Source organism: Candidatus Nitrosopumilus sp. (genome assembly GCF_040878665.1).
Taxonomy (GTDB): domain Archaea; phylum Thermoproteota; class Nitrososphaeria; order Nitrososphaerales; family Nitrosopumilaceae; genus Nitrosopumilus.
The window spans coordinates 216,553-236,485 of sequence record NZ_JBBDLU010000008.1 but is presented as its reverse complement, the minus strand read 5'-3'; the positions used below and the strand labels follow the sequence as shown (position 1 = coordinate 236,485).

The window sequence follows — 19,933 nt, the reverse complement described above, 5'->3', positions numbered from 1 at the left end:
TCATCTTTTAATCCAAATAGATTAAGATATGACGATTTTTAATTAATTTGCAATAAAATGATTGATCTACTTGAACCCTCAAACGTAATTACTAGAATGTTTAATGCAGCAAAATATGAAGATATGTATAACTATTGTAAAAAACTGTTAGAAAAAACTCCTAATGATATGGTCGCATTACAGAATATTTCACTAGCATTGATTTATTTAAAAAAATATGATGATGTAATTGTTTATTGTGATCAAGTTTTAAAAATAAAAAATTCTGATACTTATGCTCTTAAAAATAAGATTTATGCTCTTGAAAGTCTAAAACAATATGAACAAGTATTAGAATTATGTAAACAAATACTTTCAGTTAATCCAAAAGATATTTGGACGATAAACAGTATGGGATTATCCTTAAATGAATTAGATCGTCATCATGAAGCCTTGGAATGTTATAATGCTGCTCTTTTGATAGATCCAACTGATGTAACGGCTTTGATGAACAAAGCCATTTCTCTTAGTCATTTGGGAAATTATAAAGATTCAATTATCTTTTACGATAAAGCTCAAACCATTGATTCTACATTAAAAGAATTATCGTTGGCTAAATCTAGATTATATGAAAAATTAGATATGAAAGATGATGCCTTCTTATCTGCTCAGGGTGTTCTTAACAAAGATATGGAAAAAATCAAAAACGATGCTAAAGAAAACAAATGTTCTGTTTTTCACCAGTTTTGTGAAGATGAATTTAAAAAAACTAACAATGGATGATCTGAAGAATTTTATACATATCGTCTATAATTAATTTAATGTTTACTGGAATTGTTGAAGGTATTGGTAAAGTAGAAAAAATTTCAAAAAATACAAAGAACAGAAGTGCGATACAAATGACTGTGAATTTAGGTAAACATGCCAAGGGACTAAAAATTGGACAAAGCGTTGCATTAAATGGAGTTTGTCTTACTGCTACCAAACTTTCCAAGTCAAGTTGTATTTTTGAAATGATTGAAGAAACAACAAAAAAAACTGATCTTGGAAATTTAAAAGTAGGTGGAATTGTAAATATTGAACGAAGTTTAAAAGCTGGTGAGCGACTAGAAGGTCATTTTGTTTTAGGTCATGTAGATGGAGTAGCAATCATCAAAAAAATCCTAAAAAAACCAAAGGAAGTTCAAGTTTGGTTTGAAATTCCAAAAGAATTATCAAAATATGTAGTGAAAAAAGGCTCAATTGCAATTGATGGCATTAGCTTGACTCTTGTTGATGTGAAAAATACCCTTGCGTCAGTTTCATTGATTCCTCATACTATTGAGGTCACAAATTTTCATACTAAGAAAGTAGGCGATAAAGTTAATATTGAAACTGACATTCTTGGAAAATATATTCTAAAATAAAGCCAATCTATTACAATTTTAGTGGTAATTACCAATTTTTTAGTAAACTTTATAATTAGATTAAAAAGATTTTTTGTAATGTCACTTGAATCTGCATTACAATCTTTAAAACGTGGAGAATTTGTTTTATTGTTTGATTCTGCTGGTAGAGAAAATGAAATTGACATGGTAGTAGCTGCAGAGTTCATTACTCCTGAACATGTTGCCAGAATGCGTCAACATGCTGGTGGGTTATTATGTATTGCAATTGATAATAATTTTGCAACATCACTTAAGTTACAATATATGCACGAAATCCTTTCTGATGCTTTAATTTCAAACAAAGAAATGATTATGGGATTAGCTCCTTACGGTGATCACCCTACTTTTTCATTATCAATAAATCACTATCAAACTTACACTGGAATTACTGATAAAGATAGAGCATTAACAATTAACGAAATGGCTAAAATCTATAAAGTTGAAAATAAACAAAAAAAATTTGCATCGTCATTTAAAACTCCGGGCCATGTTCCATTATTGATTGCATCCAAAGGTTTGTTAGCAGCACGTCAAGGACATACAGAGATGTCTGTTTACTTAACCCAGATTGCAGGTCTAACTCCTGTAACTGCTATATGTGAAATGATGGATGCTGAAACATATACTGCATTATCAGTAGACAAAGCAACTAAATTTGCAAACCAAAATGGAATTCCATTAATTGATGGAAAAGAACTTTTAGAATACGCTAAGGTGCATTAATTTTGAATATTGCTATAGTAGTTTCGGAATTTAATGAGGAAGTGACATCTAGAATGCTTTCTGTAGCACAAGAAAAAGCAAATTTGATGAAGTTAAAAATATCATATACCTGTATGGTTCCTGGAGCCTATGATATGCCCATAATTGTTGATTCATTATTGAAGAAAAAAGATGTAGATGCAGTAGTTACATTAGGTGCTATCATAAAGGGACAAACCAAACACGATGAAGTAATATCTCATTCTACTGCTAAAACTCTTACAGAATTATCACTCAAATACCACAAACCTGTCTCTTTAGGAATATCTGGTCCAGGAATGCAGGAAAGACATGCATATGCTAGAATCAGACCCGTTGCAGAGCGTGCCGTAGAAGCAGTAGTAAAAATCTCTGATGAGCTAAAGAGGATTGAAAAATGATTCAACTCAGTATTTTAAAAATTACTGGATATGGTCCTTGGACATTAACTCTAGGCAGTGATAGAGAACATGAACTTCAAATGCTTCAAGCCTCACTTTACAAAGAAGTACAAAAACTATTTTCTGAAAAAAATTGTATAGTTTTTCTCAACAGAGCCGATGAATTTTTTGTAGTTTCTAATGGTTTAACATTAGAAGATCACATCCAAATTCAAAAAACTCTTGACAAATTATTTGATATTAGATTAACAATTTCAATTGGTTATGGAGACTCTCCATTTGCAGCAAACTTAAAAGCATATGAAGGAAAGAAAAATAAAATTATTCTAAATGCTGAACATGATATTTTTGGTTTTATTAACGGAGAGTTTGATTCAAAAGTTTCAATCATGCATTTAGATGTAGATAATCTTACTTCAAGTAGACAAACTAATTCTCCTTATGAAATTTCTGCAATAATTTTTGAATTGTATTCTAAAATGTTAAATTTTTTTAAAGAAAAGAATTCACTTACATTTTTTATGGGTGGTGACAATTTTATGGTGATATCAAATGACGAAGCAAAAAAATCCGTGCATAGTTTTATTAGCATGATCAAAAGTAATGATAAAATTTCACTGAATTGTGGTATAGGTAATGCTAGCACAGGTAGAGAGGCGGTAAAATTAGCCACAAAATCTCTTGATACTATACGGGAAATTCGAGATTCAGGAAAAGAAAAGCCTGAAGTTTATGAATTATCATGTTAATTAAAAATATCAGTGTATTATTAGGAACTGAATTAGATTTTATCTCAAATACTGATGTCAAAATTGAAAATAAAACTTTCAAAACAATTCAACCAAAAATAAAATCCAATATTAAAGATGAATCTATTGATTGTGAAGGACTTTTAATGATTCCTGGATTCATAAATGCTCATACCCATATTGGAGATTCTATTGGCAAAGATTTCACTTTAAATCGATCTGTTGATGAAAAAATTCATCCCGTATTTGGTGTGAAATCAAAAATTCTAAAAAATACACCCAAAGAAAATTTGAGTGATTTTATGAAGAGTACATGTCATTCAATGATTAGTAAAGGTATCACAACTTTTGTTGATTTTAGAGAAGGTGGATTAGAAGGGATTCTTTTGCTAAAAAAAGCGCTAAATGATATTCCTTTACGTTCAGTTATTCTAGGTCGTTTAGAATTTTATCAAGGGACTGCAGAAATTAAAAAAAATTTACCATTTCCCAAAGAAAAATCATTAGAACTTTCATCATTACTCAAAAAATGTGATGGAATTGGTATTAGTGGGGCTAATGAAAATAGCACTTCAGTGTTGAATTATTACTCAAAAATATCCAAACTCAAAGCTATCCATTCTTCAGAAACTAAACAAAGTATCACCAAATCAAAAAAGACTACTGGAAAATCAGAAACAATCAGGGCTCTTTCATTAAAACCTGATTTTTTAGTACACATGACTCATGCTTCACAAACTGATCTCAAAATTGCATCTAAGCAAATATGTGGTATAGTAATTTGCCCAAGAGCTAATTCATCTCTAGCTGAAGGAATTCCTGATATAGAATTAATGCAAAAATCTGGTTGTACGATAGCCTTAGGCACAGATAACGTAATGATCAACTCTCCTGATATGTTTAGAGAAATGGATTTTATCTGGAAAGTAACAATGGGAATTCATAAAAAAAGAATTGATCCCAAAGAAATTCTTAAGATGGCTACTGTAAATGGTGGAAAAATTTTGAAAAAAAATATCGGAGTAATAGAGTCTGGAAAATTAGCTGATTGTATTTTTCTAGATAAACATTCATTAGATTTAGAACCAATGCATGATCCATATGCATCAATTGTTCATAGAGCGTCAGAATCTTCAATTAAAGCAGTAATGATAGGAGGTAAAATCATACATGGAAAAATCTAGACCATATGTAATTCTAAGTGCCGCAATATCTCTTGATGGAAAAATCGCTACTAAAACAGGAGATTCAAAACTTTCTTCAAATCAAGATTTCATTAGACTTCATAAACTACGATCAACTGTTGATGGCATTCTTGTTGGAAAAAATACAGTAATGAAAGATAATCCTTTGTTGACTGTACGTTACGTTAAAGGAAAAAATCCTGTCAGAATAATTTTAGATTCTAAAGGGGAAATATCCTCAAAATCTAAAATATTACAAACATCTTATGACATTCCAACAATTATTGCAGTTTCAAAAAAAATTTCTAAATCTAATCTCAAAAAATTATCTAGTTTTCCTGTTGAAGTGATCATTATGGGAGAACATTCTGTAAACATCAAATCGCTTTTAAAAAAACTTTCAAAGAAAAAAATCACAACAATTTTGGTAGAAGGGGGAGGTTCTGTTAATTGGGAATTCATTAAGCAAAATCTTTTCGATGAATTGATCCTAACAATATCTCCTTATCTGATTGGTGGCAATGACGCTATATCGTTTGTTCAGGGCGATGGGATTTCCAAAATTTCAAAATCACCTAATCTAAGACTTAAATCATTCAAGAGGCTCAAAAATCATCTTGTTTTGAATTATGTAAAAGTGTAAGTTATTATAGTTTATTTCAAATAAAATTACAAGAAATTGGCAGTAAAAAAGAAAACTACAACCAAAAGAAAAACCACAACAAAAAAGAAAGCAGCACCAAAAAAGAAAGCAGCACCAAAAAAGAAGGTTACTAAATCAAAATCTAGGAAACCAGCATTTGGTGGATATGCAATCAATTTTGCAGGTCGTAAAGAAACTGCAGAACAAATATTTGGGAATAAACCAATTGCACCAAGTGAAATGACCAAAAAGATTTGGGCATTTGTAAAAGCAAAAAGCCTTTCTAACCGTTAAAACTATTTGTTAACGAATAATCGTTAACTAATTTCTATCTTTTAATTATTTTTTAAAATCGACAAGATATAGATATCAGACTTTATTTGAAATAATTATGTCAACTGTATCATTAAGACGAGATCATGAATTAATAGAAAAAGTTATCAAAGCAATGGAATCTACCATTCAATTACTAAGTGATGGTAAACAAATTCCTGAATCTATTTTACTACCTGTAATTGATTTTACAAAAAACTTTACAGATGTGTGTCATCACAGTAAAGAAGAAAAATCATTATTTCCTGCATTAGAACAAGCTGGTTTACCTAGTAATATGGGACCAATTGCTATGATGTTAATTGATCACCAACGCTCACGAGAAATTGGAACTCAAATGGAGGAATCTGCACAAGAATATCTTTCATCTGGAAATTCTGAGAAATTAATTAATGACATGCAACAATATGTTGAACACATTACTGAACATCTATGGAAAGAAAATAACAAATTGTTTATGATGGCAGAAGCACGATTACAATATGTTTCAGAGAAAGTTGACAAAGAATTAAATGAAATTGAAAAATCAAAATTTATTGAACTTGGCAAAACTAGAGAATATTACGAACAATTAGCTGAAAATCTTACAAAAAATGTCTCTCAACGGAGTTAGCTAGATTTGTCTCATAGTTTATTTGGTCAAATATTTGGAGTTCGTAAATTTATCAATCAGGACATTGAAGTTGATTTTTATCATGACGATGAAATTACTACATATCGTTATTCGTCAGATTCAAGTAGATTAAGCAATTTTCCTAAAGAACTGATTGAAACCATGGCATCTACTCTAGCTAAAGATATCTGCATTGAAATTTTCTTTGACAATGATGGTAATCCTACCTATATAGAACTGGAAGAATGTGATGATGAGGATGATGATTTTGAGGATGATGAAGATTCCAATGACGACGACTCTATAGAAGATGATTAATCTTCTTTCATAGATTTTATGATCATTCTACGTAGTGATGATGTGTTAAATTATCATAAAATCTAACTGATTTCAAGTTTACAAATTCCAACATCCCATATCTTGATAATTCTCTCCCAAATCCACTATGTTTTATTCCTCCAAATGGAATTCTAGGATCTGAAATTACTACGTTGTTGACACTAACAATCCCTGATTCTATTCGTCTAGACATTTTATCTGCTTTCGCTAGATCTTGTGTCCAAATACTTGCACCCAAACCAAATTCACTCTCATTCGCTAATTTTACTGCCTCACTTTCATTTTCAACTATTGTAATTGGGGCTACTGGTCCAAATGTTTCTTCTTTTGCAATTCTCATATCTTGTTTTATGTTTGTGAGAATTGTTGGTTTGTAAAAGTATCCTTTTCCATCTATTTCAGAACCTCCCAAAAGAATCTCCGCACCTTTTTGTTTTGCATCCTCAACAATTCCAGATATGGTATCTAACCCATCTTTACTTGATAATGGTCCAATGTCTGTTTCAATTAACATTGGATCTCCTACCTTTAGTTGTGATGCTTTTTTAACAAATAATTCAATGAAATCTTTTGCTATGTTCTTACCAACAAAAAATCTTTTTGATGCTACGCAACTTTGACCACAATTAATGAATCTGCCTTTCACTGCACCCTCTGCAGCTTTTTCAATAATTGCATCATCTAATACTATGAAAGGATCACTACCGCCTAATTCCAATACACATTTTTTCAAATTTCTTGCAGCTCTTTCACCTACTTTTGCTCCTGCGTTTGTACTACCAGTGAAAGTGACAGCACTTACACTTGAATCAATTAGATGATTTGCAGATTCTACACTTCCTACTACTGTTTGAAAAATTCCATCTGGCATTCCTGACTCAGTGAATGCTTTTTCTATCTCTATCCCTGATTGTAGAGTTATTCTAGCAGGCTTCATCACAATTACATTTCCTGCCATCAAACAAGGAGCTGCAAACCTTAATGCCTGCCAATAAGGAAAATTCCAGGGCATAATAGAACCAATTACTCCAAGTGGTTCAAAAGTTAGAAAACTTTTTCTGGCATCTGTATTCAACACTTCATCAGAAAGAAAACTATCTCCATGATCTGCATAAAACTCTAGTGCCCATGCACATTTTTCCACTTCCCCAATTGATTCTTTGAGTGGTTTACCCATCTCAGATGTTGCTATCTTTGCAAGTTCTGTTTTATGCTTCTTCAAATATTCGACTAAATTGTAAATGTAACTTCTACGTTTTTCATACTCTTTTTTCCATTCTGGATATGCTCTTTTTGCCTTTCTAACTAATTCAAATACTTGATCTTTATCCATTGGCGAATATTTTGCAAGTTCTTCACCTGTTGATGGATTTGTTGTAGTAATTTGACTCAAGGATCTCCTCACTCATTTCTCCTATTTAATCTAGTAACTTATTTTTCAATATTTTTTATGAAACTATAAAGTGAATACTTCAAAATATACACAAAATTGCTTTTTATCTAAATCTTATTTGAAACTCAGTCAGAACGTTTGTTGCATATCTTTTTTTATCTCGTCAATTTTCTTTGAATATGCTTTTTTAGATTTATCATTCTTTTTTAAATTCAATACATTTTGACATGATGGGCATTTGAACATTCCATCTAGTGCACTTTCAAATGTCACTCTTGGACAATCTTCGTTTCCACAATGATAAAAGTCTGAAGCATTTTCATAATCTAATCTTTGTTGTAATCTCTCTTCAATTTTCTTCTTTTGATTTTCAATAAAATGTTCTACTTCCTCTCTTCTTGTTCTCCATCTGTAAACAAACCAACCTTTTCTTTCATCTTTAACTCTAATTCCTGTAATGAGAGATTTTCCAAATAGATCATACAATACTCTTCTTACCATATTGATTCTCAGTCCAGTTGAACTTGCAATTTCTTCATCTGTAGCATCTTCAGCTTTTAAGAGAGATCTTGCTACTTTGAGATATTCATCTCCTCCAATCATTGAGGCTATTCTAACAAAAGGATCTTCGTATTTGTCTACCAACTCTAAACACTCCTGATTTTCTACTATTAATCCCTTGTTTCTTTTACCTGCACGTTTTTACCATTTTTGGTGGGTATGATCTTTCTATTTGCACCTGGAAATTCACTCTCAAACTGTTCGCCTTTTTGTATACGATCTAAAAGAATTGCTAGTGCACTAATTTCTGAATGAGGTTGACTTCCAATTCCCACATTATAGTCTGCTAACTCATAAATTTCTCTTGGAACTTTTTCAGCTCCAACTACAATAACAAGATCTTTTTCATTTCGAAGATGCTCTTGTACGTTATTGATATTTTCACCATACATCGAAAGATGTACAATTTTAAATTTTTCATCTTTTTTCTTTTTTATAATTTGTTTCCATTTATCAATAAATTCAATCTCAAAATTACTGCCCCAAGTTTTATTGATTTTTTCTATTGTATCTTTGATTTCAGGATTAACTTCAGTCATGTAAATTCTCTTTGCACCAAAAGCCCGTGAAACTAGAGCAACATGTGTTGTAACTCTATCATCTCTTACTAATCGTTGTCCAATTCTAACTACCTCAATTACCAAATCCTTCTTCTACTCCGTATGTTTTGTTTGGTTTACTGTTACTTTGACTTTCAATAATCCCTCTGATCAATTCTTTTAACTCTGTGATATTTTCTCCTGTTTTAGCAGAGACTGAAATTATTTTTTTATTTTCAGCTAAATTTAAAAAATTAATTTTTCGTTTGATTTCTTCTTTTGATAACAAATCTGATTTATTTAATGCATACACAATCTTGTCTTGTTCAACTCCCAGTTCACTTAATGTTCTCATACAACTTGAGAATTTCTTTTTTAATTCTGATACTGAATCATTGATATCTATAACTAAAACGATAATATCCGTGTGTTTTAGTTCTTCTAATGTTGATTTGAATGCATCAATCATATATGCAGGTAGTTTACTGATAAAACCCACTGTGTCTGCAATTAAAAATGGTTCTTGATTAATTGTTAATCTTCTTGTTGTAGTGGTTAAAGTTGTAAACAAAGTATCACTCTGAGTTTTAGTTTCTCCTGTTGTTTTATTGAACAGTGTTGTTTTTCCAGCTGATGTATACCCTGCAAGTGATATTGTCTTGAATCCCATTCTTTTTCTTCCTTGTCTGTGAAGATCTCTTTGTTTTCCAGATTTTTCCAGTTTAGATTTTATAGTTTGCATTCTATGTTTGATGTCGTTATAATAAACATCGACCTCAAATTTTCCTATTCCCATGAATCCTGGTTGTTCACCCATATTTGCAAGACGAACTTTTTCTTTTGCTCTAACCATCTCATATCTTAATTGAGCTAATTTTACTTGTAATTTTGACTCTGCACTTGATGCCCGACTTTCAAAAATCTCTAGAATTAGTGCTTCTCTATCTAAAACTTCTCTGTGCAGTACGGTTGCAAGATTATAGTTTTGACTTGGTTTTAAAATTTCATCAAATATGATTACATCTGGTCTTAATTTTTCAGCTATTTCTTCTAGCCTTTCTAATACGCCACCACTAATTCCATATTTTGCCTTTTGAAGATAGTTCTGAGTAATAACATGGACTACTTCATATCCTGCAGTATTGCATAATCCTTTGGCCTCATTTATGGCGTCTTCTTGGTCATATGTAATTAAAATCGCTGAATTCATCTCATCCTCATTTTTGTCATATTATTACATTTTTTTTAGTACTTTTTCTACGTTCATATTCAAAACTATCTCCGCTATATCACTTGCATATTCTGCAATCCTTCTAATATTCTCAGTCATTCTTCTGATTCTGTAGATTTCTTCGTCATCTTTTAGTAATTTTGAAGCGTCTCTGACTTTTCTCTCAAATTTGATAACTTCATCTGTCTTTGTAATAATTTTTTCTGCTTGATTATAATCTTCTTTGAATAATGCTAGACATGCATCATCCAAAACAGATAAACAAAATTCATTCATTTCTTGTATCTTTTGTAAAATTTCTTTTTTAACTGGTTTTTTAAATTCTAAAAGGTCTTTTGCAATAAATGCTGCATGATCTCCTGTTCTTTCTATATTTTTTACAACCAGTCTATATCCTAAACAATTTCTTGCGTTTCTAAATCCCATCTCTTTTAGCATATGTTCATTTTGTATTGCAATCTTTAACTGACGAATAATATAAAATCCAAATCTATCTACTTCGTCATCTGTGTTGATTACTTCTTGTGCTAATTCTAAATTGTTCTCTTTTACTGCTAAAAGCGCATCATTTGACATTGATTTTGCTAAGTGAATCATTCGTTTGAATGCACCATCCACTGATAATTCTAATAAATTAACAAGAACCTGAACTGTAATTCCTACACTTGAATCAGCAATTATCTCAGAGCCCATTAACATTCGCTTAACAGCTTCTTTTACAGCATTCCTTTGATGTCCACTAAGCCTACCATTTTTTGGTTTAACATTGATTGTTTTGTATCCCAAAAAATACAATGAAATTAATTTTCTAACAATTGAAGATGATTCTTCTTCACCATCGATTTCTATTACTGCATTTTCTTTTTTTTGAACTCGTGATTCAAATTTTGGTGGATAAAGTTCTAATGTTGAAGAACCTTTTCTAACCATTCTAATTTGATCTCCTTGTTTTAGACCTAATTCCATTATCCATTGTTTTGGTAGTGAAACTATGTATGATGATTTTCCTGTAAATTGAATTTTCCTTGTCTCTCCTTCATCTTCCATAATCTAAAGAGAAAAAACCATTCTATATAGTTTAATGCTTGTAATATGGTTTAACATTGAACTAATATTTAGAAAAAATTGTACTATGTATATGGATCATGTTCTGAAACTTCAGTATACTCTTGACGCATTATTTGGTAATGGCGTATCTAAACAACTGCCTAAAGATCTTGAAATGACTTTTTCTAGAAAGACTGGTAGAATAAGAACAGTTTCACATCAAGGAAAATTACTGTGTACTTTGAGAATTGATGGGGGTTTAGCCATTAGTCCTTACTTTGCTCAAATTCTATTAAAAAACAAAAAATTCAAAGAAAATTGTGTAGAAATCAGTAAAGATGCTGCCCCATATGTACAGGAAGGTAGATCCGTATTTTGTAAACATGTTACATGGTGTGGCAAAGAAGTACGTATCTCAGCAGATACTCCAATCTTATTTGAAAATCAAGTGATAGCTGTTGGAAAAGCGATCTTGTCTTCTGATATGATCTCTGATTTCAATAGAGGCGTGGCAATCAAGGTCAGAGATAGTTTAAAAAGTCGTAATGAGGAAATAACATCATGATGCGTGGTGGAAATCGTGAAATGCGTAGAATGATGGACAAAATGGGTCTTGATATGAATGAACTGACAAATGTTCAAGAGGTTATAATTAAGACAGATAAAAAAGAGATTATTATTTCCAAACCTTCTGTTACTGAAATGAAAGCAAAAGACAATTCAATTTTTACGGTAACCTCTGATAGTTATGAAGAAAGAGAATTGGAAGTACCAATTTTCTCTGATGAAGATATTCAATTAGTTAGTCAACAAGCTGGCGTAGATGAAGAAAAGGCTAAAAGCGCTCTAGAGGAAGCTGAAGGCGATCTTGCACGAGCAATCTTACTTTTGACTACTGGCTAAATCTAGTTTTTATCATTTCTGTGCCTAAAAATGAATGATTTAAGTAATGGAATTATCAAATTTGAAGTATAATGAGCAGTATGGCTGAATCAAAAATCACTGGAATTATAAAATCTTTGAATGCTTTAGAAGATGATCTGGACTCACTTAACAGTAAAGTGGGTGACATGAAAAAACAATTATCTGTAAAAGCACTCTCTGAAATTGATATTTTATTAGAAAAAACTAGAGAGATGGCTACAAAAGAAGCTGAAATTCTAATCAATGCTTCAAAAGCTAAAGCAATATCGGAATCTGCAAAAATTATTCAAGATGGTGATGTTAAATTGTCTGAAATTCAGTCTAAAATAGATGCTAATTTTGATGAAGCAGTCAAACATGTGGTGTCAACTGTTTTGAAGGCATAAACCTAAATCTTGTATTCCATTTTATAGAATATCGATCCTTTACAATATACTCGTATTGGAATTGCAACTACCTACGGTAAACCGTACTATAGATTTTCAACTTTTTTGAAGACAATGAAACTTTCTTTTGATTCTATATTGCCTGAAGAAATTCTAAATTATTCTGATCATCTTATACTTACTACTAGAGAAGAAGCTCCAAAGACCTATGAAAAATTATTACTGCATGAAGATATCTTAGAACTACACCCTATAGTAATTCGAGGCATGATGATGCAAAAACTTAATCTAGATTTTGAAGAAGAGATATTAATTTTAGGAGTTGATCCAGGACAACGAATTGGATTGTCTATATTTTACTATGGTGTAGAAATTGGGAGCTCATTTCATTCTTCAATCGAAGAATTAGTTTCTTATATTATAGGAGTTTTTGGTGGTCTACGAGCAAAACGAAAAATTCTAAAAATTGGAAATGGAAATATGAAAATTGCTCAACAAATTGCAACGATGCTTAATTTGAAATTTTGTTCTTCATTTGAATTAGAATTTGTGGATGAACATAAAACTAGTTTAAAAATTAAAAATTTCAATCAAAGAGGAAAACGAGATATGCTTTCAGCAAAATATATTTCTCAAAGAGAGGGATTCAGACAATCCATATTACCATTATCAATTACAGGTTGAAAATTTATTTTTCAAAACCTATTTTTGTAAATTTTCTATCAAAATCATGTTTTACAGTTTTTAGAAAAATTCATCATTGATTTTCCTCAATTGGTATAACAATGAGAGTATAATTTCTCATAAATTTTTATTATTTTTTTTAAAAAATATGAAATAATTTATCAAACAACTATATTGTTACATGTTATTTTTTCAAAATATAATATCCTAGAATAAGCTATACATATTTATTGAAGATTTCAAGATTTTATTTGAAAATTATAATTTTGATCGGTATAAAATATGAAATTTTTACAAGATTTATGATCATTTTTTATAAATTCAATCGATCCATGCTTATATAGTTATGAATTCTATATAAAATCACTAAGATGACTTGTAAAGGAATTTGTGTTAGATATAAGGCTCAAAAGCCTGTTGGCACTGGAAGATATGCTTCTGGACAACGTCGATGCCAAATTTGCGAAATATTCATCAAATGGGAAGGACTTTGGTGTCCATGTTGTGGATATAGATTAAGAACAAAACCACGTAATTTGAAATACAAAGCAAAATTACGAGCAAGAGTTGAGGCTGATTCTATTGAAGCTAAAGCAGCTACTGATATTGAATCAGAAGTTCAAGAGGTTAAAATTAAAACAAAAACCAAATCAAAAGCTAAAACTGCTAAAGCTAAAACAACAAAATCCAAAACAATGACTAAGGAAAAAACTCCATGCAAATACTGTGAAAAACTGTTTATCTATCCAGATAAACATGAAAAAAATTGCAAGAAGAATACTGAAGTTATGTCTTCTCAATCAAATGAATCAATAGCAATAAAAGCATAAGACTCGTTCATAGCTTGTTGACCTCTCCAAATGGATTTTTCCATAGAATGATAAATTTGGAGAGTCGTAGTTTTTCTTTACAAATTCAAAAATTTGAAAATGGCTATTTTATTTCTGTCACTGAAGGTTCTAACAAACTAGGCTCAATGGTTGTTTCTTTAGCAACTGGACCTACTCCAATTACAACTACTATTATTCCATCTAGATCAGAATCTCTTTTTTTAAAATTAATTGCTGAACGAATCAGCACTAGGATGAGGGGAATTGCTCTAGTCTCAACATTCATTCAAAAACCTTTGGAACCAAATACTGCAAAAGCCTTAATGTCTGAGATTATGGAGATGATAGAGAATGAGTGATTTAAGAAATTATATTTCACAAATTATGAAAACTAAAGAACTTAAAACTATCAAAACTAAAGTTTCTACAAAATTTGAAATTGCTGGAATCACTGCCAAGGTTGACGGTTCTTATGCTGTATTATTTGAAAATATCAAAGAAAGTAACTTTCGTTTAATCTCTAATTTGGTTGGAACGAGAAAACGATTTGGAATTGCAGTAGGTGGTACAGAATCTAATATACATGAAAAAATTATTTCAGCAATTAAAACAGCTAAAAAACCAAAAATCATCTCATCAGGAAAATTCATGGAAAACAAGTCAAAAAATCTACTTTCTATGCCTATCGTTACTCATTTTGAAAAAGAATCTGGCCCATTTATCACATCATCTATCGCATATGCTAAAAACCCTGAAACTGGAAAACAAAATTCTTCTTTTCACAGATTAATGCCTATTGATAAAACTCATTTTTCTATTAGAATGGTAGAAGGTCGACATCTTCACCGATGTTTTGTTGATGCAAAAGAACATGGAGAAGATCTTAAAATTGCAATTACTGTGGGAGTTCATCCTGCAATTTCAATTGCTGGAGCATATCAAGCAGACTGGGGAAAAGATGAAATTGATATAGCAAATTCACTTTTAGGTGGAAAACTAACTTTAGCAAAACTCCCATTTACCGGATTGAATGTACCATCTAGTTCAGAAATTGTAATGGAAGGAAAAATTCTTCGTGATCAAACACATCCAGAATGGATGGTTGAAATGCTTCAAACATATGATCATAAAAGATCTCAACCTGTTTTTGAACTTGACCAACTCTATTTTAGAAATAACCCTATTTTTCATGATGTTCTATCTGGTTATTCTGAACATAGATTGTTAATGGGCATGCCAATTGAATCTAAATTAAATGGAGAATTGAAGAAATCATTTCCTCAAACAAAACAAGTATCAATGACTAATGGTGGATGTAATTGGTTACATGCTGTTGTTCAAATTAAAAAGAAAAATAACTCTGATCCTAAAAAAATAATCAAAAAAACATTCGAATCACATCGTTCATTAAAACAAGTTACAGTTGTAGATGAAGATATTAATCCTAATAGTGCAGAATCAGTCGAATATGCTATGGCTACAAGATTTCAAGCGGATAAAGATCTTATTATTTTCAAAAACGTTCGTGGTTCTAGTCTTGATCCTTCCAGTGATCAACAAAAATTACAAACGGCAAAAATTGGAATTGATGCAACCAGGTCTTTTTCCAAACGACCAGAAGGATTTGAATTAGCTAAAATTCCAAGAATTGACAAGATTAACCTAAAGAAATATTTCAAATAATCGAAAACTAACTGATTAAATTAAATTAGATGATTTACAAAATGATATAAGATAAAAAATGTCCTCGGAAAATTCTAGCATTCGTGAAAAAAGCCCCGCTGAATCCCATGCTGAAGTAATTGTTAGAATGTTTCCCTCAGATGCAAATCCTGCAGGAAATGTGTTTGGTGGTGAAATTTTAAAACATATTGACATGGTTGCAGGAATTGTTGCTCAACGTCACTCTCAATCAAATGCTGTTACTGTATGTATGGATAGTGTTAATTTCTTAAAACCTGTTTTTGTTGGTAATGTTCTCACATTAAATGCACGAATAAATTATGTGCATAACTCATCTATGGAAATTGAAGTCAAAGCAGAAGCTGAAGATATCGTAACTGGTATTAGAACTGTAACTGGAACTGCTTTTGTCACCTTTGTAGCACTTGACACACATGGAAAACCCATACATGTTCCTAAATTAGCCCTAAAAACAGATGATGATCGAATAAAGTTTGAAGAAGGTAAACTTAGAATGGATAGACGATTAAAAAATCGTCAAAAATAACACCTACTTTTCATAGATCAATTTAAGAATAATGAAAATTATCTTTAGTTAATGTCTGACCAAGGAAAAAATACTGAATGGGATTCATTATGGCAAGAATACACTAGATCACTTGAAAATTGGAAATCTCTTTTTCAACAAATCCAAACTGCAAGTAATGAAATGCAATCAAAATTCAATGAAGTTTGGGATAAAGCAACTATTGAATCTAGTACTGAAACAATGAAGTTATTTGGAGAAAATTGGCAAAAGGCTCTCAACGAAGTAGGAATTAAAACATTCAAGGAATTTGGAGAAAATTGGCAAAAAGCTCTCAATGATACTAATGCATCTACATTCAAACAATTTGCTGAAAATTGGCAAAAAACACTTAGTTCATCTGGATTAGAACAAATGAATGCTTATGGTGAAATGATGAAAAAATTTGCTGAAACTTGGACTTCAATGTGGCCAAAATCTCACTAAATAACTAATTGAGAACAAATTTTTCTTTTTTGTATTTGTATTATTTGGTATTCATACTGTGATTATAACTAATAAAACAACTATTTCTGAGAACAATTATTTCCATTGTGTTAATTCTTTAATTTTTTTCCTTGATTCCTCAACCAATCGTTTCATTACTGGAATGTAAATTTCTGCAGTGTAGGCAATTTCGATATTCTCATGATTTTCAATATCTAGAAATGTTGCAGCAACAATTTGATTTTCTTTAACTTTAGGCTCATTCTTTCCACGTCTTTTATGATTAATAATCTCTAAAAATATCGATGTCTGTCTTTTAATTTCAATTTCTAATTCTTCTTTAAAACGTATTTTCTCTTGACTCAAACTAACTTTAATCTGTTGACTAATGTCATCTTTGTATCTATTTGATGCTCTAATCATAACTTTAATTTCAGGTAACTTTTCAAATTTATTTCTAAAACTGTCTATACTGTTCATAAAATTTGGATATGAATTTTTGTGCTCTTCGATGAATGTCGTTGTAAACCATTCTGAAAATCTTATGGCATTTTTATCTTTCTTCAATTTTGCTTTCTCATAAAATTTTTTTTCAGTAATTTGCCCTGATACAAACAACCCAAAATCTCTGTTAGCTTCTTCAAAAATTCCTGAAATTATATTATTTCTTTCATTCATAAATTGGTTAAAAAAATAATTTACGTAATATGGATCAGGCTCATATTGTTTAATTTGTTTTAGGGAAATTTCAATTTTTTCTATTATTTCTTCAATATTCATTGGGTTTTATTAGATTCTAAATTGATATATTTTGATTGAGATTTTAAACTAGCAGCCAATTCTTTAAAAATTTCATTTACACTTACATCGACTAAATTTATTGTAGCATTCTCCTTGACAATCTGTTTTTCAAATTTTTCTTTAATTGCAAATGATACTGATGACCAATGCAGAATACCTTTCAATTGTTCCTCAACAGTAGAATTTGTTGTTGGAAAATTTGCTGGAGAAAAAACTATTCCATTTGTCCACTGCATAGTTGGAATGCCGCCTCCTGATGATCGTGTACTAAAAGCTATTTGTTTTACCCAATCCTCGAATCTATATTCAATCACTTCATGAATGATTAATTTTTTCCATGGTTCTATAGAAATATCCATTTACTGATACTGGTAAAGTGCCAATTATAATCTTATTTTTTGAGCCTAATTTGTTGTCCGTCTTACTATTAGACACTCATACTTGTAAATTTGATTTCTTTGATAATATAGTATGGCAAAAATCATGCTAATTGATTCTTCACATGAATCAAGATTAGAATTGAAATCTTTTCTTTTAACACATAATCATGATATAGTGTATGAAACTCATGATGGTTTTGAAGCAATTGAAAGGTATTTTTTGATAAAACCCGAAATAATCTTCTTAGATCTTATGATGAATAATTATGATGGATTAGAAATTTTAAAAAAAATAAAACAAAAGGATCCATCTAGTAAAATAATCATATTAACTTCAAACGACAAAATGAACATTCTTGAAGAATGTATTAAATTTGGTTCACTTGTTTTTATCTCAAAACCGCTTAATTTTGAAGATATTTTATCTACAATTTCATTTGTAAATGAAATTAATCTATTACAATCATCATAATTAAGATCGCTTATTTAGTAGACACTAATCATTATTTTTTGTAGTGACTAAATGGGCAGATTATTTAATTTCAGAAGTAAGTTATGATCATGAAAATTTGATTGATATTGCTATTAGGCATCAAGATACTGCTCATGGAATTGCTGTCGGTAAACCTGTAGATCGTTTAACTATTGCGTCTGATATCAAAAATGGATTATTTTACCTCACTATTTACAGTGGAAAAAACTCGTGGAAAAAAGGACATCAAATTAGATCTTTTTCTATTTTAGGTAATCCGTATCTCCGTATCGATGGAAATAAAGTTGCATTTGATTATTTAGGTGACATACCAGAACATTTGATTATAAAATCTGAACTTCCTCAAGAATCAGAAATTAAATCCGAATCAACAGTAGAACCACTTTCAAGTCCTAGAGGTTCATTACCAAAAGAATCTACAGAAGAACTTCCTCAAGAATTAGATCTTGCACCAGAATCAACAGTAGAACAAACAGAGGAAGCTACACCAGAACAACTATTACAATTAAATGATTTACAGCAACAAATTGATGAATTAGAAAATATGCTTGTTAATCAAAATCTGCAAGAATTAAAATCTGATAAAAATACATCTGAAGAAGCTACACCAGAACAACTACTACAATTAAATGATTTACAGCAACAAATTGATGAATTAGAAAATATACTTGCCATCCAATTGAATACTTCAGATGAACCAACACCTAAACAATTATCCAGAGTGAAAGAATTAGAGAAAGAAATTGAAAAACTTGAAGCAATTGATATTGAACATGAAATAATTCAAACTTTACAAAAACAAAATAAAAAACTTGAAGACATTGAGCATAAACTTCATAATCCAAGAAAAAATAAGAAAATTTCTTTTGAATCCCACGCATCTGATGTTTATTGTGTTAAATGTAAAACTAAACGAACAATCAAAAATCCAGAAGAATCAATTATGAAAAATGGCAGACCCGCAATTAGAGGAATTTGCCCTGTTTGTAATAGTAAAGTTTTTCGAATAGTAAAAATGAAAAAATAATTTGATTTTAAATTAGTTTTAATTCTAAGAAATGACACCAGTTCCTGATTGCCATGCTTGGTTAAATTTTTTGATGGCATCTTGATATGCTACAATGGAATCCTCTCCAGAAGTTTTTAGAAATTTTTCCCATTGTTCATTGAATTTTTTTATTGATTCAATATTAGTTTCTTTAAAGATACTTTCCATCATTTTTGTTTGCTGCTTGATATATTCTGGACCGATCTCTTCCCAAGTATTTTCCCAACTCGAACTAACTTTTTTCAATAACTCTGTATCTGATTCTATTGCTTTTTGGCAAGCTTCATGATATGTCATTAAAGTTTCATTTGTAGCCTTTTGCCATTGTGCAAGAGATTCTTTCCAACCACTCAATGCAGAATTGTAATCTTCCCATGCTTTCTCAAATTCTGGTTTTTTTGACGAAGCTTTAACTTGTTTTTTTGGCTTAGAAAGTGATTTCTTCACTGGTTTCTTTTTAACCACGTTTTTCTTCTTTACTGCCATATTCTTGATTAAAAATAGTAGATGTT

29 protein-coding genes are annotated in these 19,933 nt (G+C 30.5%); 21 read left to right on the top strand and 8 right to left on the bottom strand.

The genetic code is table 11. The annotated features are described in order from the left end of the window. The first annotated feature begins 57 nt into the window (after positions 1-57). The 10 genes from WDZ98_RS09370 (at position 58) to WDZ98_RS09325 (ending at position 6,388) form a co-directional block, all read left to right on the top strand. Positions 58-762, top strand: a complete 705-nt coding sequence (locus WDZ98_RS09370; protein WP_368060219.1) for a tetratricopeptide repeat protein — start codon at positions 58-60, stop codon at positions 760-762. A 38-nt stretch (positions 763-800) separates the two neighbouring features. Next, complete coding sequence (locus WDZ98_RS09365) at positions 801-1,385, top strand: riboflavin synthase (protein ID WP_368060221.1); 585 nt, start codon at positions 801-803, stop codon at positions 1,383-1,385. Between the two features lie 78 nt (positions 1,386-1,463). Further along, complete coding sequence (ribB, locus tag WDZ98_RS09360) at positions 1,464-2,129, top strand: 3,4-dihydroxy-2-butanone-4-phosphate synthase (RefSeq protein ID WP_368060223.1); 666 nt, start codon at positions 1,464-1,466, stop codon at positions 2,127-2,129. A gap of 2 nt (positions 2,130-2,131) precedes the next feature. Then, positions 2,132-2,548, top strand: coding sequence for a 6,7-dimethyl-8-ribityllumazine synthase (ribH, locus tag WDZ98_RS09355; RefSeq protein ID WP_368060225.1), 417 nt, complete (start codon positions 2,132-2,134; stop codon positions 2,546-2,548). Continuing rightward, a complete protein-coding gene (locus WDZ98_RS09350) occupies positions 2,545-3,297 on the top strand; it encodes a GTP cyclohydrolase IIa (protein WP_368060227.1) in 753 nt (250 codons plus the stop codon). The genes ribH and WDZ98_RS09350 overlap by 4 nt, the downstream gene beginning before the upstream one ends. Further along, a complete protein-coding gene (locus WDZ98_RS09345; protein WP_368060229.1) occupies positions 3,291-4,481 on the top strand; it encodes an amidohydrolase family protein in 1,191 nt (396 codons plus the stop codon). The genes WDZ98_RS09350 and WDZ98_RS09345 overlap by 7 nt, the downstream gene beginning before the upstream one ends. After that, complete coding sequence (locus tag WDZ98_RS09340; RefSeq protein ID WP_368060231.1) at positions 4,468-5,124, top strand: 2,5-diamino-6-(ribosylamino)-4(3H)-pyrimidinone 5'-phosphate reductase; 657 nt, start codon at positions 4,468-4,470, stop codon at positions 5,122-5,124. The genes WDZ98_RS09345 and WDZ98_RS09340 overlap by 14 nt, the downstream gene beginning before the upstream one ends. 36 nt (positions 5,125-5,160) lie before the next feature. Then, positions 5,161-5,418, top strand: a complete 258-nt coding sequence (locus WDZ98_RS09335; RefSeq protein ID WP_368060233.1) for a hypothetical protein — start codon at positions 5,161-5,163, stop codon at positions 5,416-5,418. Between the two features lie 97 nt (positions 5,419-5,515). Then, entirely contained in the window at positions 5,516-6,070 is a 555-nt protein-coding gene (locus WDZ98_RS09330; protein WP_368060235.1) for a hemerythrin domain-containing protein, read from the top strand. A 6-nt stretch (positions 6,071-6,076) separates the two neighbouring features. Next, complete coding sequence (locus WDZ98_RS09325) at positions 6,077-6,388, top strand: hypothetical protein (protein ID WP_368060237.1); 312 nt, start codon at positions 6,077-6,079, stop codon at positions 6,386-6,388. Between the two features lie 22 nt (positions 6,389-6,410). Here the strand turns inward: WDZ98_RS09325 and WDZ98_RS09320 are convergent, their stop codons facing one another. From WDZ98_RS09320 to WDZ98_RS09300, 5 genes are all read right to left on the bottom strand, one after another. Further along, positions 6,411-7,802 carry an NAD-dependent succinate-semialdehyde dehydrogenase gene (locus WDZ98_RS09320; RefSeq protein ID WP_368060239.1) on the bottom strand — a complete coding sequence of 464 codons (1,392 nt, stop codon included), beginning with the start codon at positions 7,800-7,802 and terminating at the stop codon, positions 6,411-6,413. 129 nt (positions 7,803-7,931) lie between these two features. Next, complete coding sequence (locus tag WDZ98_RS09315) at positions 7,932-8,447, bottom strand: transcription factor (protein ID WP_368060241.1); 516 nt, start codon at positions 8,445-8,447, stop codon at positions 7,932-7,934. A gap of 26 nt (positions 8,448-8,473) precedes the next feature. Beyond that, entirely contained in the window at positions 8,474-9,007 is a 534-nt protein-coding gene (locus tag WDZ98_RS09310; RefSeq protein WP_368060243.1) for a TrmH family RNA methyltransferase, read from the bottom strand. Beyond that, positions 8,997-10,112 (bottom strand): GTPase HflX, encoded by a 1,116-nt coding sequence (hflX, locus tag WDZ98_RS09305; protein ID WP_368060245.1) that lies wholly within the window; start codon positions 10,110-10,112, stop codon positions 8,997-8,999. Before hflX ends, WDZ98_RS09310 begins: the two co-directional genes overlap by 11 nt. A gap of 24 nt (positions 10,113-10,136) precedes the next feature. Next, positions 10,137-11,180 (bottom strand): PhoU domain-containing protein, encoded by a 1,044-nt coding sequence (locus WDZ98_RS09300; RefSeq protein WP_368060247.1) that lies wholly within the window; start codon positions 11,178-11,180, stop codon positions 10,137-10,139. 91 nt (positions 11,181-11,271) lie between these two features. Here WDZ98_RS09300 and WDZ98_RS09295 point away from each other — a divergent pair, with 91 nt between their 5' ends. The 9 genes from WDZ98_RS09295 to WDZ98_RS09255 all read left to right on the top strand — a co-directional run bounded on the left by WDZ98_RS09295 (position 11,272) and on the right by WDZ98_RS09255 (position 16,699). Further along, complete coding sequence (locus tag WDZ98_RS09295) at positions 11,272-11,745, top strand: PUA domain-containing protein (RefSeq protein WP_368060249.1); 474 nt, start codon at positions 11,272-11,274, stop codon at positions 11,743-11,745. Continuing rightward, a complete protein-coding gene (locus WDZ98_RS09290; RefSeq protein WP_368060251.1) occupies positions 11,742-12,083 on the top strand; it encodes a nascent polypeptide-associated complex protein in 342 nt (113 codons plus the stop codon). The genes WDZ98_RS09295 and WDZ98_RS09290 overlap by 4 nt, the downstream gene beginning before the upstream one ends. An 80-nt stretch (positions 12,084-12,163) precedes the next feature. Next, positions 12,164-12,490, top strand: a complete 327-nt coding sequence (locus WDZ98_RS09285; RefSeq protein ID WP_368060253.1) for a hypothetical protein — start codon at positions 12,164-12,166, stop codon at positions 12,488-12,490. A 114-nt stretch (positions 12,491-12,604) separates the two neighbouring features. Next, the gene (locus WDZ98_RS09280) at positions 12,605-13,174 is read left to right on the top strand and encodes a hypothetical protein (protein ID WP_368060255.1); all 570 of its coding nucleotides are present in this window, start codon (positions 12,605-12,607) and stop codon (positions 13,172-13,174) included. 371 nt (positions 13,175-13,545) lie between these two features. Further along, entirely contained in the window at positions 13,546-14,004 is a 459-nt protein-coding gene (locus WDZ98_RS09275; protein ID WP_368060257.1) for a hypothetical protein, read from the top strand. Between the two features lie 17 nt (positions 14,005-14,021). After that, complete coding sequence (locus WDZ98_RS09270) at positions 14,022-14,363, top strand: proteasome assembly chaperone 4 (protein ID WP_368060259.1); 342 nt, start codon at positions 14,022-14,024, stop codon at positions 14,361-14,363. Continuing rightward, the gene (locus tag WDZ98_RS09265) at positions 14,356-15,687 is read left to right on the top strand and encodes a UbiD family decarboxylase (protein ID WP_368060261.1); all 1,332 of its coding nucleotides are present in this window, start codon (positions 14,356-14,358) and stop codon (positions 15,685-15,687) included. The genes WDZ98_RS09270 and WDZ98_RS09265 overlap by 8 nt, the downstream gene beginning before the upstream one ends. A 58-nt stretch (positions 15,688-15,745) precedes the next feature. Then, complete coding sequence (locus WDZ98_RS09260) at positions 15,746-16,234, top strand: acyl-CoA thioesterase (RefSeq protein ID WP_368060263.1); 489 nt, start codon at positions 15,746-15,748, stop codon at positions 16,232-16,234. Between the two features lie 51 nt (positions 16,235-16,285). Continuing rightward, positions 16,286-16,699 (top strand): hypothetical protein, encoded by a 414-nt coding sequence (locus tag WDZ98_RS09255; RefSeq protein WP_368060265.1) that lies wholly within the window; start codon positions 16,286-16,288, stop codon positions 16,697-16,699. A 96-nt stretch (positions 16,700-16,795) separates the two neighbouring features. Here WDZ98_RS09255 and WDZ98_RS09250 read toward each other — a convergent pair whose 3' ends face one another. Next, entirely contained in the window at positions 16,796-17,479 is a 684-nt protein-coding gene (locus WDZ98_RS09250) for a hypothetical protein (protein ID WP_368060267.1), read from the bottom strand. Continuing rightward, complete coding sequence (locus WDZ98_RS09245; RefSeq protein ID WP_368060269.1) at positions 17,476-17,859, bottom strand: hypothetical protein; 384 nt, start codon at positions 17,857-17,859, stop codon at positions 17,476-17,478. The genes WDZ98_RS09250 and WDZ98_RS09245 overlap by 4 nt, the downstream gene beginning before the upstream one ends. 112 nt (positions 17,860-17,971) lie before the next feature. Here WDZ98_RS09245 and WDZ98_RS09240 point away from each other — a divergent pair, with 112 nt between their 5' ends. Both WDZ98_RS09240 and WDZ98_RS09235 read left to right on the top strand, forming a co-directional pair. Beyond that, positions 17,972-18,352, top strand: a complete 381-nt coding sequence (locus tag WDZ98_RS09240) for a PleD family two-component system response regulator (protein ID WP_368060271.1) — start codon at positions 17,972-17,974, stop codon at positions 18,350-18,352. A 43-nt stretch (positions 18,353-18,395) separates the two neighbouring features. Then, complete coding sequence (locus tag WDZ98_RS09235) at positions 18,396-19,400, top strand: DUF5679 domain-containing protein (protein WP_368060273.1); 1,005 nt, start codon at positions 18,396-18,398, stop codon at positions 19,398-19,400. Positions 19,401-19,424: 24 nt separating this feature from the next. Here the strand turns inward: WDZ98_RS09235 and WDZ98_RS09230 are convergent, their stop codons facing one another. Next, positions 19,425-19,907 carry a hypothetical protein gene (locus tag WDZ98_RS09230; RefSeq protein ID WP_368060275.1) on the bottom strand — a complete coding sequence of 161 codons (483 nt, stop codon included), beginning with the start codon at positions 19,905-19,907 and terminating at the stop codon, positions 19,425-19,427. Between the last annotated feature and the right edge of the window lie 26 nt (positions 19,908-19,933).